This is a genomic window from Rugamonas rubra, assembly GCF_900114705.1.
Classification (GTDB): domain Bacteria; phylum Pseudomonadota; class Gammaproteobacteria; order Burkholderiales; family Burkholderiaceae_D; genus Rugamonas; species Rugamonas rubra.
In genome coordinates this window covers 170,100-185,025 of sequence record NZ_FOTW01000004.1, presented here as the reverse complement: position 1 = coordinate 185,025, position 14,926 = coordinate 170,100, and the positions used below count along the sequence as shown (strand labels likewise).

The following is a 14,926-nucleotide window of genomic DNA, read 5'->3' as shown; positions in this document are numbered from 1 at the left end:
CCCGGGGCGCGCCGGCTGCTCTTGCGGCAGCCTGCGGCGCGCCGCGCTAGTTACTTGAGCAACTGCCAGTCGCCGTTTTTGACTTCGACCATGCGGAAGGCCGACAGGTCGAGCCCCATATGGTTGGTCGGCGACATATTGAACACGCCGGTGGTGCCGACGAATCCCTTGGTGGTTTCCAGCGCGGTGCGCACCTTCTCCTTGTCGGTGGAACCGGCGCGCTTGATGGCGTCGACCGACAGGTTCAGCGCGTCCAGCGCGTAGCCGCCGAAGGTCGACGGGTCGATCTTGTAGCGCTCCTTGTAGGCCTTGTCGTAGCCGACCACGATGTTCTTCTGCACGTCGGCCGCCGGCAGCATGGCGCCGACCAGCAGCGCCGGCGTCGGCAGGCGCACGCCCTCGGCCGCCTTGCCGGACAGCTTGATGTACTCGTCCGAGGCGACGCCGTGCGACTGGTACATCGGCAGCGCGGTCATGCCCAACTGGCCGTAGTTCTTGGTCACCACCGCCGGGCCCTGGCCCAGGCCGAAGACGAACACCGCCTGCACGCCGGCGGCGCCCTTGATGCGGGTCAGCTGGGCGGTGATGTCGGTGTCCTTCGGTCCGTAGGTCTCGTCGGCCACCAGGGTGATGCCGTACTTGGCCGCCACCGTCTGCGATTCCTTGCGGCCGGACGAGCCGAAGCCGCTGGTCTCGGACAGCATGCCGACCTTGCTGATGCCGCGCTTCTTCATGTCCTCGAAGACCTTCTCGGCGGCCATGCGGTCGGTGTGCGGGGTCTTGAACACCCATTTTTTCACCGGGTCGATGATCACCACCGCGCCGGCCAGCGAGATGAAGGGCAGGCCGGCCTTGTCGACCAGCGGCGCCATCGCCATGGTCGCGCCGGTGGTGGTGCCGCCGATCAGCACGTCGACCTTGTCGGACTCGATCAGGCGCTTGGTGAAGCCGTTGGCCTTGGCGGCGTCGCTGCCGTCGTCGTAGTGCACCAGTTCGAGCTTGCGGCCCAGCACGCCGCCCTCGGCGTTGATCTTCTCGATGTACATCTGCAGCGTTTTCAGCTCCGGGTCGCCCAAAAAGGCGGCCGGGCCGGAGACGGACAAGACCGAACCGATCTTGATGTTCTCGACGGCGAAGGCGGATTGCGCCAGCAGCGCGAGCGCGGCGGCGATGACGGACTTCTTGACGATTTTCGACAGCATGCTTGTCTCCCAGATTGATGTCATTTTTATGGATGCTTCTTGATGCCTGCCCTGCCCTCTTCGATTGAGCGTTACCCCCAAACCCGGATGCCGGGGTCAGACCCCATGCGGGGTCTGACCCCTTTCGGCCGCATTGCGGGTTTGGGTTCGATGCTACGCCACCCGCTCGATGATCAGCGCGATGCCCTGGCCGACGCCGATGCACATGGTGCACAGGCCGTAGCGTCCGCCGGTGCGCTCCAACTGGTTGAGCGCGGCCAGCACCAGCCGCGCGCCGGAGGCGCCCAGCGGATGGCCGATGGCGATGGCGCCGCCGTTCGGGTTGACCTGCGGCGCGTCGTCGGCCAGGCCGAGGTCGCGCGTCACCGCCAGGCCCTGCGCGGCGAAGGCCTCGTTGAGTTCGATCACGTCCATCTGTTCGATGGTCAGGCCGGTCAGCGCCAGCACCTTCTTGCTGGCCGGCGACGGGCCGAAGCCCATGATGCGCGGCGCCAGACCGGCGGTGGCCATGCCCAGCACGCGGGCGCGCCTCTTCAGGCCGAAGCGCTCGGCGGCGGCGGCCGAGGCCAGCAGGATGGCGCAGGCGCCGTCGTTGACGCCGGAGGCGTTGCCGGCGGTGACGCTGCCGTCCGGCCGCACCACGCCCTTCAGCTTGGCCAGCATCTCGATGGTGGTGTCGGGACGCGGATGCTCGTCGGTGTCGACGATCTTCGGCTCGCCCTTCTTCTGCGCCAGCACCACCGGCACGATCTCCTGGGCGAACACGCCGGCGGCATGGGCGGCGGCCCAGCGCTGCTGGCTGCGCACGGCGAAGGCGTCCTGGTCGGCGCGGCTGACGGCGAACTGCTCGGCCACGTTCTCGGCCGTCTCGGGCATGCTGTCGATGCCGTACTTGGCCTTCATCATCGGGTTGACGAAGCGCCAGCCGATGGTGGTGTCCTCGATCTTGGCGGCGCGCGAGTAGGCGCTGTCGGCCTTGCCCATGACGAAGGGGGCGCGGCTCATGCTCTCGACGCCGCCGGCGATGACCAGCTGCGCCTCGCCCGCCTTGATGGCGCGCGCGGCCATGCCGACCGCGTCCAGGCTGGAGCCGCACAGGCGGTTGACGGTGTTGGCCGGCACCTCGACCGGCAGGCCGGCCAGCAGCGCGGCCATGCGGCCGACGTTGCGGTTGTCCTCGCCGGCCTGGTTGGCGCAGCCGTAGAAGACGTCGTCGACGGTCGTCCAGTCGACGCCGGGGTTGCGCGCGATGAGCGCGGCGATCGGCAGCGCCGCCAGGTCGTCGGCGCGCACGGTGGCCAGCGCGCCGCCGTAGCGGCCGAAGGGGGTGCGTACCGCGTCACAGATAAATGCGTCGTTCACATCAGCTCCTTAGTTCGGGGTTCTTGGTCGCTTGTCGACCACGCGCTTGGCCTTGCCGGTCTGCGTGCGTTCGATGCTGTTGGCCGCCAGCAGGCGCACCTTGGTGGTGACGCCGACGTGGGTCTTGATATGGTGTTCGAGCTCGCGCGCCAGGGCGTCGGTCTCGAAGTCGGTCAGGCGGCCGGAGATGTCGGCGCGCAGTTCGCCGATCACGTCGAGCTTGTCGAGGTGGCCCTCGCGCGAGACCACCAGCTGGTAGTGCGGCGCCAGCTTGGGCATCTTCAGGATCAGCTCCTCGATCTGGCTGGGGAAGACGTTGACGCCACGGATGATCAGCATGTCGTCGGAACGGCCGGTGATCTTGTCGATGCGGCGCATCGAGCGCGAGGTGGGCGGCAGCAGCCGCGTCAGGTCGCGCGTGCGGTAGCGGATGATCGGCAGCGCCTCCTTGGTCAGCGAGGTGAACACCAGCTCGCCCTCGGCGCCGTCGGGCAGCACCTCGCCGGTCTCTGGGTCGATGATCTCGGGGTAGAAATGGTCCTCCCAGATGACCGGGCCGTCCTTGCTCTCGATGCACTCGCTGGCCACGCCGGGGCCCATCACCTCGGACAGGCCGTAGATGTCGACCGCGTCGATGCCGGCGCGGCTTTCGATCTCGCCGCGCATGGCGCCGGTCCACGGCTCGGCGCCGAAGATGCCGACCTTGAGCGAGCTGTCCGCCGGGTCGATGCCCTGGCGCTGGAACTCCTCGATGATGTTCAACATGTACGAGGGCGTGACCATGATGATGTCCGGCTTGAAGTCGCAGATCAGCTGCACCTGCTTCTCGGTCTGGCCGCCCGACATCGGCACCACGGTGCAACCCAGGCGCTCGGCGCCGTAGTGGGCGCCCATGCCGCCGGTGAACAGGCCGTAGCCGTAGGCGATGTGCACCATGTCGCCGGCGCGGCCGCCGGCAGCGCGGATCGAGCGGGCCACCACGTTGGCCCAGGTGTCGATATCCTTCAGGGTGTAGCCGACCACGGTCGGCTTGCCGGTGGTGCCGCTGGAGGCGTGGATGCGGGCGATGCGCTCGCGCGGCACGGCGAACATGCCGAAGGGGTAGTTCTCGCGCAGCTCCTTCTTGCCGGTGAAGGGGAACTTGGCCAGGTCGGCCAGCGTCTTCAGGTCGTCGGGGTGGACGCCGGCCGCGTCGAAGGCGGCGCGGTAGTGCGGCACGTTGTCGTAGGCGTGCTGCAGCGACCATTTCATCCGTTGCAGTTGCAGCGCTTGCAGCTCGTCCTTGCTGGCGCGCTCGATCGGCTCCAGGTCGGCTGGAGCGGGGGTACGTTGGACCATCGGTGTCTCCTTGATTTTTTATGCTGGTACTGATACTGGTTCGGGTCGGGGCGCGCGGCCGCGCGGTCAGGCCGGCGCGGTGGTCGGCACCACCTCGCCGTTGACGCGGTGCGATTTGCCGCGGAACAGCGCGATGAGGCGGCCGTCCTGGTTGCTGACCCGGATGTCGTAGATGCCGCTCTTGCCGGCCAGCGCCTGCTCCTGCGCTTCCGCGCACAGCGTGTCGTGCTGCCGGCCGGGGGCCAGGTAGTCGATCGTGCAGCCGGCGCCAACCGTGTTTTGGTTGTGGCTGTTGCACGCGAACGCGAAGGCGCTGTCCGCCAACGCGAAGATAAAGCCGCCGTGGCAGGTCTGGTGCCCGTTCAGCATGTCCTCTCGCACCGGCATGCTCATGCGCGCATAGCCGGGGCGTATTTCATCCAATGTCATGCCCAGCGCCTGGCTGGCGCGGTCGCGCGCGAACATGGCGGCGCCGGCCTGCTTGGCCAGCGCCAGGGCCAGGGTTTGCGTTTGCGTTTGCGCTGCGGCGGCGTCCAGCGCCGGGTGGGCGTCCTTATGCATGGAAGCTCCCTCCCGCCGCTTGTTTGCGGCGCAGCAGCGGCGCGACACGGTAGCGGTCCTCGCCGTAGGCCGAAGCCAGGTTGTGCAGCACCGTGACGATCTGGTTGATGCCGACGGCGTCGGCCCAGGCCAGCGGGCCGCGCGGGTAGTTGACGCCCTTCTGCATGGCGGTGTCGGCCGCTTGGGCGCTGCAAACGCCCTGGTTGACGGCGTCGGCCGCCTCGTTGGCCAGCATGGCGACGGTGCGCATCACGGCCAGGCCGGGCACGTCGTCCAGGCGGGTGACGACGAAGCCGGCGGCCTGGAACAGGCCGACCACGGCCCGGTAGGCGGCCGGGTCGCACTGGTCGGAGCAGGCCACGGCGATGCGGCTGGCCTTGGCGTAGTCCAACGCCAGGTCGAACAGCACGGTGTCCGGATGCTGGTTGTCGCGCGCCCGGGCGGTGGCGCTGCGGCCGTCGCTCAGGTAGACGGCGGCGCCGTTGCAGTGGAAGGCCGGCGCCAGGTCCGGCGAGCCGTGGCCCTCGGCCGGTTTGCGCGCGCTGACCTCGATGCCGGCCTGCTTGAGGCGGGCCGCCAGCGCGTCGCAGACGGCGCTGCGGGCGCCGCTGTCGAAGGTGTAGCTGACGAATTCGGGCCGTGGCTGCGGCGCCTCGGCTTGCGCCTGCGGCGCCACGGCGCCCTCGCCGTACTGGTAGAAGCCGCGTCCCGATTTGCGGCCGAGGAAGCCGGCGTTGACCATCTCCAGCTGCAGCACCGACGGCGTGAAGCGCGGGTCGCCGTAGTAGGCGTTGAATACCGACTGCGTCACCGAGTAGTTGACGTCGTGGCCGATCAGGTCCATCAGCTCGAACGGCCCCATGCGGAAGCCGCCTGCCTCGCGCAGCACGGCGTCGATGGTGGCGGCGTCGGCGGCCTGCTCGTTCAGCAGGCGCAGGCCCTCGGCGTAGAACGGCCGCGCCACGCGGTTGACGATGAAGCCGGGGGTGGACTTGGCGTGCACCGGGCTCTTGCCCCAGGCGGCGGCGGTGTCGAACACGCTGGCGGCGACGGCGGCGTCGCTGGCCAGGCCGCTGACCACCTCGACCAGCGCCATCAAGGGCACCGGATTGAAGAAGTGCATGCCGACCAGGCGCTGCGGCAGGCGCAGCTTGGCGGCGATGGCGGTGACCGAGATCGACGAGGTGTTGGTGGCCAGGATGCAGTCGTCGCCGACCACCGCCTCCAGCTCGGCGAACAGGCCGCGCTTGACGTCGAGGTTCTCGACGATGGCCTCGACCACCATGGCGGCGTCGGCCAGTTCGGCCAGCGTGGCGGCGCCGCGCAGGCGGGCGTTGGCGGCGGCCGCGTCGGCGGCGCTCATGCGCTCCTTCTCGACCAGCTTGGCGAACACCTTGGCGATGTCGGCCAGGGCCTTGGCGACGGCCTCGGGCCGGGTGTCGTACAGTTTGACGGTGTGGCCGGCCACGGCGGCCACCTGGGCGATGCCGGCGCCCATGGCGCCGCTGCCGACGACGGCGACGATCTTATCTGTGCTCAATGCGCTCATCGTTCACTTCCCCTGGAACTGCGGCGCGCGCTTGGCCATGAAGGCGGCCACGCCCTCGCGGTAGTCCTCGCTGTTGCCCAGCTCGCTCATCATGCCGCATTCCAGCGTGAGCTGCTGCTGCAGGGTGTTCTGCGCGCTGGCGTGCAGCGCCTGCTTGGTGAAGGCCAGGCCCTTGGTGGGCGCGCTGGCGAAGTGGCGCGCCAGCTTGTCGGTCTCGGCCGCCAGCTCCTCGTCGGGCACGCATTTCCAGATCAGGCCCCAGGCCTCGGCCTTTTCGGCCGTGAGTTTTTCGCCCAGCATGGCCATGCCCATGGCGCGCGCGCTGCCGACCAGGCGTGGCAGGAAATAGGTGCCGCCGGTGTCGGGGATCAGGCCGAGCTTGCAGAACACCTCGACGAAGCTGGCCGACTTGGCCGCCAGCACGATGTCGCAGGCCAGCGCCAGGTTGGCGCCGGCGCCGGCGGCCACGCCGTTGACGGCGCAGATCACCGGCATCGGCAGGGCGCGCAGGGCCAGCACCAGCGGGGCGTAGTTCTGTTCCACCGAGTCGCCCAGGTCGACGCCCTTGGAGCCGGGTTCGACGGCGCGGTCGGACAGGTCCTGGCCGGCGCAAAAGCCACGGCCGGCGCCGCCCAGCACGAACACGCGCACCGACTTGTCGGCGTTCACCTGGCGCATGGCGTCGCGCACTTCCTCGTGCATCTGCTGGGTGAAGCTGTTCAGTTTGTCGGGACGGTTCAGGGTCAGCTTGGCGATGCCGTCGGCGATCTCGAAGAGGATGGTGTCGTAGTTCATGGCGTCTCGTCTATGTTGTGGTTTTCTGGGGCTATCCAAGGTGCTGCTCAATCCGGCAAAACCCGGCGGCGTCAAGCTGGGGTCAGACCCTCGATGCGCCGCGTGGTCGAAGTCGGCGGCGCCAATACAGGGTCTGACCCCGGGTTTGCGCCGCTGGGTTAACCCCGGCTTGCGCCGCTGGCGTCATATGCCTTACTCGGCTTGGTCGAAGTCGACCACCACCTTGTCGGTGACGGGGAAGCTTTGGCAGCTGAGCACGAAGCCACGGGCGATCTCGTAGTCCTCCAGCGCGTAGTTGACGTCCATGTCGACCTTGCCGTCGACCAGCTTGCAGCGGCAGGTCGAGCACACGCCGCCCTTGCAGGAGTAGCGCATGTCGATGCCGGCGCGCAGACCGGCGTCGAGCAGCGACTCCTTGTCCTTGTCCATGGTGAAGGTGGTGTGGTTGCCGTCCATGATCACGGTGACCTCGGTCTCCTGGTGGCCGGCGACGTCGAGCGCGCGCGGCTTGTGCTGGTGCTTGGGGATGCTGGCGGCGAACAGCTCGATCTTGATGTTCGCCTTCGCCATGCCGGCCTCCTGCAGCGCCTCGGAGACGCCCAGCATCATGTCCTCCGGGCCGCAGATGAAGGCCACGTCCATGTCCTTGATGTCGATCCAGTGCTGCAGGAACTGGGCGCACTTGTCCTTGGTGATGCGGCCGTTGAACAGGTCGATGTCCTGCTGCTCGCGGCTCATCACGTAGACCAGGTTGAGGCGCTGCATGAAGCTGTCCTTCAAATCGGTCAGCTCCTCCTTGAAGATCACCGTCGACGAGGCGCGGTTGCCGTAGAACAGGGTGAACTGGCTGTGCGGCTCGGCCAGCAGGGTGGTCTTGATGATCGACAGGATGGGTGTGATGCCGCTGCCGGCGGCGAAGGCCAGGTAGTGCTTGCGGTTGGCGGCGTCCAGCGGCGTGTTGAAGTGGCCCATCGGCGGCATCACGTCGAGCACGATGCCGGCTTTGAGCGTGTCGTTGGCCCAGGTGGAGAACAGGCCGCCCTGGGTGCGCTTGATGGCGACGCGCAGCGCGCCCTCCTGCACCGACGAGCAGATCGAGTAGGAGCGGCGCACGTCCTCGGCGTTGATGTGGGTGCGCAGCGTCAGGTGCTGGCCCTGCTGGAAGGCGAAGCTGTCGCGCAGCTCGGGCGGCACGGCGAAGGTGACGGCGATGGTGTCGCGGGTTTCGTTGCGCACCTGCGAGACGGACAGCGGATAGAATTTGCTCATGGTTTTAGTGGCACTTGAAATAGTCGAAGGGCTCGCGGCAGTCGAGGCACTTGTACAACGCCTTGCAGGGGGTGGAGCCGAACTGGCTGGCCAACTCGGTGTGCGGCGAGCCGCAGCGCGGACAGGCCACGCTGGGCTTGGGCGGCAGCGAGTGGCGCTTGACGCCGGCGGTCAGGCCGCTGATGTCGACCACCTGCTGGGCCGGCGGGGCGATGCCGTAGTCCTTCAGCTTGATCCTGCCGGCCTCGCTCATCCAGTCGGTGGTCCAGGCCGGCGACAGCTGGTTGACCAGCCGCACGTGCTTCAGGCCGTGGCCGCGCAGGGCGCCGGTGACGGCGTCGGCGATGACCTGCATGGCCGGGCAGCCCGAGTAGGTCGGCGTGATGGTGACCACGCATTCCTCGTCGTTGAGCACCTCGACGGCGCGCACGATGCCCAGGTCGACCACGGAGATGACCGGGATCTCGGGATCGGACACCTCGCCCAGCCAGGCCCAGATTTGTTCAGGGGTGACGCTGCTATGCGGGGCGTCCATCTACCACTCCGCACCCGGATAGGCGCGCTGCAGGAACTGCATCTCGGCCAGGATGTAGCCCAGGTGCTCGCTGTGCACACCTTGCTTGCCGCCCTTTTGCATCCAGGCGTCCGGCGCCGGCATGGCCAGCGTGGCCTCGGCGAAGATCTCGCCGACGTGCTCCAACCAGTGGGCGCGCAGTTCGTCGGCCGGCGGGGCGATGCCGGCGTCGACCATCGCCTGGTCGACCGCGTCGTAGGCGAACACCTCGCCGCTGTACATCCACAGGTCGTCGACGGCGGCCTGGGTCTTGGCGTGGCTGACGGCGCTGCCGTCGCCCAGGCGGACGATCAAGTCGCCGCTGCGGCGCAGGTGGTAGGTGACCTCCTTCAGCGATTTTTCGGCGATGTCGGCGATGCGCTGGTCGGCCGCGCCGCACAGGCCGCGGACCAGGAAGTAGTGCCAGGTGTCGAAGAAGAACTGGCGCGTCATCGTGTCGGCGTAGTTGCCGTTCGGTTGCTCCAGCAGCAGGCAGTTCTTGAACTCGTGCGCGTCGCGGTGGAAGGCGATCTTGTCCTCGTCGCGGCCGGCGCCTTCGAGTTCGCCGGCGTATTCGTACCACAGGCGGGTCTGGCCCAGCAGGTCGAGCGAGACGTTGGTCAGCGCCATGTCCTCCTCCAGCGCCGGGCCCTTGCCGCACCACTGCGACAGCTGCTGGCTGAGGATCAGGGCGTTGTCGCCCAGGCGCAGCAGGTAATTGACTTTGTCATCCACGATTTGGCTCTCCGCGCTTACAGGTTTTTGACTTCTTCCGGCATCGGGAAGAAGGTCGGATGGCGGTAGACTTTGCTGTTGGACGGCTCGAACAGCGCGCCCTTGTCGGCCGGGCTGCTGGCGACGATGTCGGCGGCGCGCACCACCCAGATACTGACGCCCTCGTTGCGGCGGGTATAGACGTCGCGCGCGTTGTTGACGGCCATTTCGGCGTCGGAGGCGTGCAGGCTGCCCACGTGTTTATGCGCCAGCCCGTGCTGGCTGCGGATGAAGACTTCCCACAACGGCCATTCTTTGCTCATCTCGATCTCCTCAGTGTTTTTTTGTATGCTGCCAGCCATGGGCAACGTGCCAGGGTCAGACCCTAGGGTCTGACCCTCGAATCGCTGACCCTCGAACGTCCCTAGGCGGCTTTGCGCGCGGCTTGTTTGTCGGCGTAGGCGACCAGCGCGTCGCGGAACCACTCGCCGTCGTCGTAGGCCTTGACGCGGGTGCGCAGGCGCTCGCGGTTGCAGGGGCCGTTGCCCTTCAAGACGTTCTGGAACTCGGACCAGTCGATCGCGCCGAACTCGTAGTGGCCGGTCTCGGCGTTGAACTTCAGGTCGGGGTCGGGCACGGTCAGGCCCAGGTACTCGGCCTGCGGCACGGTCTGGTCGACCATGCGCTGGCGCAGCTCGTCGTTGGAGAACAGCTTGATGCGCCACTGCGCCGACTGCGCGCTGTTGACCGACTCGGCGTCGGACGGGCCGAACATCATCAGCGACGGCCACCACCAGCGGTTCAGCGCGTCCTGCGCCATGGCCTTCTGTTCCGGCGTGCCCTTGGCCAGCGACATCATGATGTCGTAGCCCTGGCGGGCGTGGAAGGATTCCTCCTTGCAGACGCGGATCATGGCGCGCGAATACGGGCCGTAGGAGCAGCGGCACAGCGGGATCTGGTTGATGATGGCCGAGCCGTCGACCAGCCAGCCGATGGCGCCCATGTCGGCCCAGCTCAGCGTGGGGTAGTTGAAGATGCTTGAATACTTGGCCTTGCCCGAGTGCAGCGCGGCGAGCAGGTCATCGCGCGACACGCCCAGCGTTTCGGCGGCGCTGTACAGATACAGGCCGTGGCCGGCCTCGTCCTGGATCTTGGCCAGCAGGATGGACTTGCGTTTGAGCGTAGGTGCGCGGGTCACCCAGTTGCCCTCGGGCAGCTGGCCGACGATCTCCGAGTGGGCGTGCTGCGAGATCTGCCGGATCAAGGTCTTGCGGTATGCCTCGGGCATCCAGTCCTTGGCCTCGATCTTGACACCGGCGTCGATGCGCGCCTGGAAGGCGCGTTCTTCGGCGCCCATGTCATCGAGGGAACGAACGTTTTTGAGGCCGGTTTCCACCATCTGTGCGTACATGTTTGTCTCCAAGTGCGATGGGTCAATAATACGATACATAATTCGCTTTGACTACGAAATTTGTGTGTCAGATTGCGATTCTGTATCTTATTTGGCCTCAAATACAGTGTTTGACGTCGTTTTTTCATCGCCGGGCGGGCGCTTCGACCGCGTTTACGCGCCGTTTATTGCCTGAAAAATGAAAATTTATGCTGCGCCCATGCCGCGGCAAAGTAAACTCCTGTTTTTTTACCCAAGGTTGAGAACCGCCGCGTTTTTTGCCAAAATGAAAATATGACCTGCAACGACTGGATCGCCCACTTCCTCGCCAACGACCCGCCGCGCTCGAAATCGCTGGTGGTGACCATCTTCGGCGACGCCATCGTGCCGCACGGCGGCCTGGTCTGGCTGGGCAGCCTGATCAACCTGCTCGAACCGTTCGGCGTCAACGACCGCCTGCTGCGCACCTCGGTGTTCCGCCTGGCGCAGGAGGGCTGGCTGGGCGCCCAGCGCGACGGCCGGCGCAGCTCCTATTCGATCACGCCGGAGGCGATGGCCCGCTTCAGCCGCGCCTACCGGCGCATCTATGCGCCGCTGACCCTGCACTGGGACGGCACTTGGACCCTGGTGCTCAGCGGCGCCGGCAACATCGGCGCGGCCGAGCGGGCGGCGCTGCGCAAGGAGTTGTTGTGGGAGGGGTATAGCGTGGTCGCGCCCGGCGTGTTCAGCCATCCGGCGGCGGACGCCCAGGTGTTGGAGCAATTGCTGACGCGCACGGGCGTCAAGGACAAGCTGTTCGTCTGCCAGGCAAGCGCCCTGCCCGGGGCCGGCGGCCGGCCGCTGCGCGAGCTGGTCGAGGACGGTTGGGACTTGTCCGCCGTGGTGGCCGGCTACGAGGGGTTCACGGCGCAGTTCCAGCCGCTGCTGGCGCTGTTGCAGGGCGCGCCGGCACTGGAACCACAGCAGGCCTTCATCATCCGCAGCCTGCTGGTCCACGCCTACCGCCGGGTCCAGCTGCACGATCCGCAACTGCCGGTCGAGCTGCTGCCCGAGCCATGGCCGGGCGCCCAGGCCTACGAGCTGGCGCGCGCCATCTACCAGCTGAGCTACGCGCCGGCCGAGCAATACATCATGGCCACGTTGCACCGCGAGGACGAGCTGGCGGCCGAGGCGGACGCCTCGTTCTACCAGCGCTTCGGCGGCCTGCACTAGCCTAGCGTGGCCTTGCGTGGCGCGGCATGCTTGCCGCCGCGCCAGACCTTCTACGAACTATTTTTGCACCACCTGCTTGGCGCCGGCCAGCAGGTCGTTGCCCAGTTTTTCCAACAGCACCACCTGGGTCTGCATCGAGTCGAGGATGGCGACGTTGAAGATGAACTCGGCCGGCGTGGTGTAGCCGGGGAAGCGGATGATTTTCAGTAGTTCCTGCATGCTGGTGCCCTTGCCCAGATGGGCCAGCGCGTCGCTGAGCGCGGAGATTTTTTTCTCCAGCTCTTTGATATGGTTATCGCCCTTGTGATCCATTGCAATCTCCTGGTGAGTGGCGCCGCGCGGGATTGCGCAGCCACTACCAACTTAGCAAAACCAAGGCGACAATGTTAGGGAAAGTTCAATTGTGCGCGACTTTCAAACCGCCCGGGAACTTGACTTTTGTCGCGTTCCGGCGGGCGGCTTGGGCCGTGCCGGCGCCTACTTGCGGCCGATGCTGATCAGGTAGTTCTGCATGGTCGCCTCGGCCACCGAGGCCCACTGGTTCTGGTCGTGGCGGAAGCGTTTCCACGGCTCGTAGATCTTCTTGAACTTGGCGTTCTTGGCGGCCTCCTCCTCCATGACGATGGTCGACATCTTGTAGGCCTCGTCCAGAATATCCTTGGAGAAGTTGTGCAGCTTGACGCCGTTCTTCATCAGGCGCGCCAGCGCGGCCGGGTTCTTGGCGTCGTACTCGGCCTGCATCACCACGTGGCACTCGTAGCTGGCCGCCTCGATGGCCGCCTGGTATGCCTTGGGCAGCTTTTCCCACTCCTTGATGTTGATATAAAACGACAGTTGCGGCCCCGCCTCCCACCAACCGGGCGAGTAATAGTGCGGCGCCACCTTGGCCAGGCCCAGCTTTTCGTCGTCGTAGGGGCCGACCCACTCGGCCGCGTCGATGGTGCCTTTCTCCAGCGCGGCATAGACGTCGCCGGCGGGAATCTGCTGCGGCACCACGCCCATGCGTTCCATCACGCGGCCGGCGAAACCGGCGACGCGCATCTTCAAACCCTTCATGTCGGCGACCGACTTGATCTCCTTGCGATACCAGCCGCCCATCTGCGTGCCCGTGTTACCGGCCAGGAAGTTGACGATGCCGTAACCCTTGAAGAACTCGCGGGTCAACTCACGGCCGCCGCCCTGGTCCATCCAGGCGGTCTGCTGGCGCGAGGTCAGGCCGAAGGGCACCGCGCAGTCGAAGGCGAAGGTGGGGTTCTTGCCGAAGTAGTAGTAGGACGGCGTGTGGCCCATCTCCACCGTGCCGGCCTGGACGGCGTCGAGCACCTGCAGGCCGGGGACGATCTCGCCGGCGGCGAAGGGACGGATGACGAACTTGCCGCCGGTCAGCTCGGAGACGCGCTTGACGAACTTGTCGCAGGCGCCAAAGATGGTGTCCAGGGTCTTGGGAAAGCTCGAGGCCAGGCGCCAGCTAATGGCGGGGTGGACCTGCGCCAGGGCCGGGGCGGCCAGCGCGGCGGCCGATGCGCCGACGGCGGTTTTTTTCAGGAAGGAACGACGTTCCATTAGTAAGTCTCCAAAGAATTATTCGTTTGAAAAACGCTGGCCGGGCCGGGTCGGTCGCCGCCGCCGCCCCAGTGTAGAGGTAGACAGACAAGCTTGCAATGGCCGCATGGCCCGCTGACGGGCTTGCCGAAGTAGTATCATGGCGGCATGCGCCACGAGCGCAAACCATACTATTTACATTGAATTCAACAGGAATCAAGCAATGTCCATCAAAATCAGCCACCAATTCGACGCCGGCGCCATCGACGTGCTGCGCGCGGAAGACCCGTCCGCCATCGAGCTCAACATCCGCAAGGACTCGCACGCCGACATCGTCCAGTGGTTCTACTTCCGCGTGCAGGGCGCCCAGGCGACCCCGCTGAACCTGCGCTTCCTCAACGCCGGTTCCTCCGCCTACCCGGACGGCTGGATCGACTACCAGGCCGTGGCCAGCTACGACCGCGAAACCTGGTTCCGCGTGCCAACCAGCTACGACGGCAAGGTGATGACGATAGCCCACACGCCGGAATTCGACAGCGTCTACTACGCCTACTTCGAGCCCTACTCGTGGGAACGCCACCTGGCCTTGCTCGACAGCGCTCAGCTGTCGCCGCTGGTCACGCTGGTCGACCTGGGCAGCACCGTCGAGGGCCGCGACCTGAACATGTTGGTGATCGGCGATCCGGACAGCGAGAAGAAGGTGTGGGTCATCGCGCGCCAGCACCCGGGCGAGACGATGGCCGAGTGGTTCGTCGAAGGCATGGTCGAGGCCCTGCTCGACCCGGCCAACCCGTTCGGCCGCCAGTGCCTGAACGAGGCGGTGTTCTACGTGGTGCCGAACATGAACCCGGACGGCTCGGTGCGCGGCAACCTGCGCACCAACGCGGCCGGCGCCAACCTGAACCGCGAGTGGATGACGCCGACCATGGAGCGCAGCCCGGAGGTGTTCCTCGTCAAGCAAAAAATGCACGAGATCGGCTGCGACCTGTTCCTCGACATCCACGGCGACGAGGGTTTGCCGTATGTGTTCGTGGCCGGCAGCGAGTCGTTGGAAACCTTCAGCGCCGCGCAGGCGGCCGAGCAGCAGCGCTTCGTCGACGACTTCAAGGTGGCCAGCCCGGACTTCCAGGACGCGCACGGCTACGGCGTCACGCCGTTCACGCCGGAAACCCTGACCATGGGCTCGCCGCACATCACCCACGCCTTCGGCTGCCTGTCGCTGACCTTGGAGATGCCGTTCAAGGACAACGCCAACGACCCGGACCCGGAAGCGGGCTGGAGCGGCCCGCGCAGCGTCGAGCTGGGCAAGTCGATACTGCAGCCGGTGCTGCGTTCGCTGCTGGCCTAAACGCCGCAGCGGCGGCGAGGGGGCACTGCCTCCTCGCCCCGCCAAACAAATACCGGCCACACAAAGCTTGCGAAAGTATCCACGTAGCGAG

Annotated in this window: 15 protein-coding genes; 2 read left to right on the top strand and 13 right to left on the bottom strand. The window is 66.6% G+C overall.

Features of this window, described 5'->3' with window-relative positions:
- Nucleotides 1–50: 50 nt before the first annotated feature.
- The 11 genes from BM252_RS00865 to paaA form a co-directional block, all read right to left on the bottom strand.
- Nucleotides 51–1,202: an ABC transporter substrate-binding protein gene (locus BM252_RS00865; protein WP_093382341.1), complete on the bottom strand. Its 1,152-nt coding sequence runs from the start codon at nt 1,200–1,202 to the stop codon at nt 51–53.
- Between the two features lie 153 nt (nt 1,203–1,355).
- Entirely contained in the window at nt 1,356–2,564 is a 1,209-nt protein-coding gene (pcaF, locus tag BM252_RS00860; RefSeq protein WP_093382338.1) for a 3-oxoadipyl-CoA thiolase, read from the bottom strand.
- Nucleotides 2,565–2,573: 9 nt separating this feature from the next.
- Entirely contained in the window at nt 2,574–3,902 is a 1,329-nt protein-coding gene (gene paaK / locus BM252_RS00855) for a phenylacetate--CoA ligase PaaK (protein ID WP_093382334.1), read from the bottom strand.
- A 66-nt stretch (nt 3,903–3,968) separates the two neighbouring features.
- Nucleotides 3,969–4,367 (bottom strand): hydroxyphenylacetyl-CoA thioesterase PaaI, encoded by a 399-nt coding sequence (gene paaI, locus BM252_RS00850; protein ID WP_245774053.1) that lies wholly within the window; start codon nt 4,365–4,367, stop codon nt 3,969–3,971.
- Nucleotides 4,368–4,455: 88 nt separating this feature from the next.
- Nucleotides 4,456–6,012 carry a 3-hydroxyacyl-CoA dehydrogenase PaaH gene (gene paaH / locus BM252_RS00845; protein WP_093382329.1) on the bottom strand — a complete coding sequence of 519 codons (1,557 nt, stop codon included), beginning with the start codon at nt 6,010–6,012 and terminating at the stop codon, nt 4,456–4,458.
- Nucleotides 6,013–6,015: 3 nt separating this feature from the next.
- Nucleotides 6,016–6,807, bottom strand: coding sequence for a 2-(1,2-epoxy-1,2-dihydrophenyl)acetyl-CoA isomerase PaaG (gene paaG, locus BM252_RS00840; protein ID WP_093382327.1), 792 nt, complete (start codon nt 6,805–6,807; stop codon nt 6,016–6,018).
- A 192-nt stretch (nt 6,808–6,999) separates the two neighbouring features.
- Complete coding sequence (gene paaE, locus BM252_RS00835) at nt 7,000–8,076, bottom strand: 1,2-phenylacetyl-CoA epoxidase subunit PaaE (RefSeq protein WP_093382324.1); 1,077 nt, start codon at nt 8,074–8,076, stop codon at nt 7,000–7,002.
- Nucleotides 8,077–8,080: 4 nt separating this feature from the next.
- Nucleotides 8,081–8,611: a 1,2-phenylacetyl-CoA epoxidase subunit PaaD gene (paaD, locus tag BM252_RS00830; RefSeq protein WP_093382322.1), complete on the bottom strand. Its 531-nt coding sequence runs from the start codon at nt 8,609–8,611 to the stop codon at nt 8,081–8,083.
- Complete coding sequence (gene paaC, locus BM252_RS00825) at nt 8,612–9,364, bottom strand: 1,2-phenylacetyl-CoA epoxidase subunit PaaC (protein ID WP_093382319.1); 753 nt, start codon at nt 9,362–9,364, stop codon at nt 8,612–8,614.
- A 17-nt stretch (nt 9,365–9,381) separates the two neighbouring features.
- Entirely contained in the window at nt 9,382–9,666 is a 285-nt protein-coding gene (gene paaB / locus BM252_RS00820; RefSeq protein WP_093382317.1) for a 1,2-phenylacetyl-CoA epoxidase subunit PaaB, read from the bottom strand.
- Between the two features lie 101 nt (nt 9,667–9,767).
- Nucleotides 9,768–10,754, bottom strand: coding sequence for a 1,2-phenylacetyl-CoA epoxidase subunit PaaA (gene paaA, locus BM252_RS00815; protein ID WP_093382314.1), 987 nt, complete (start codon nt 10,752–10,754; stop codon nt 9,768–9,770).
- A 273-nt stretch (nt 10,755–11,027) separates the two neighbouring features.
- Here paaA and paaX point away from each other — a divergent pair, with 273 nt between their 5' ends.
- Nucleotides 11,028–11,945, top strand: a complete 918-nt coding sequence (gene paaX, locus BM252_RS00810; protein ID WP_093382311.1) for a phenylacetic acid degradation operon negative regulatory protein PaaX — start codon at nt 11,028–11,030, stop codon at nt 11,943–11,945.
- 57 nt (nt 11,946–12,002) lie between these two features.
- Here paaX and BM252_RS00805 read toward each other — a convergent pair whose 3' ends face one another.
- Nucleotides 12,003–12,257, bottom strand: a complete 255-nt coding sequence (locus BM252_RS00805; protein ID WP_093382309.1) for a hypothetical protein — start codon at nt 12,255–12,257, stop codon at nt 12,003–12,005.
- Nucleotides 12,258–12,422: 165 nt separating this feature from the next.
- Nucleotides 12,423–13,508 carry a TRAP transporter substrate-binding protein gene (locus BM252_RS00800; protein WP_093382306.1) on the bottom strand — a complete coding sequence of 362 codons (1,086 nt, stop codon included), beginning with the start codon at nt 13,506–13,508 and terminating at the stop codon, nt 12,423–12,425.
- Between the two features lie 202 nt (nt 13,509–13,710).
- Here BM252_RS00800 and BM252_RS00795 point away from each other — a divergent pair, with 202 nt between their 5' ends.
- Nucleotides 13,711–14,835: a M14 family metallopeptidase gene (locus BM252_RS00795; RefSeq protein WP_093382304.1), complete on the top strand. Its 1,125-nt coding sequence runs from the start codon at nt 13,711–13,713 to the stop codon at nt 14,833–14,835.
- Nucleotides 14,836–14,926 lie beyond the last annotated feature (91 nt).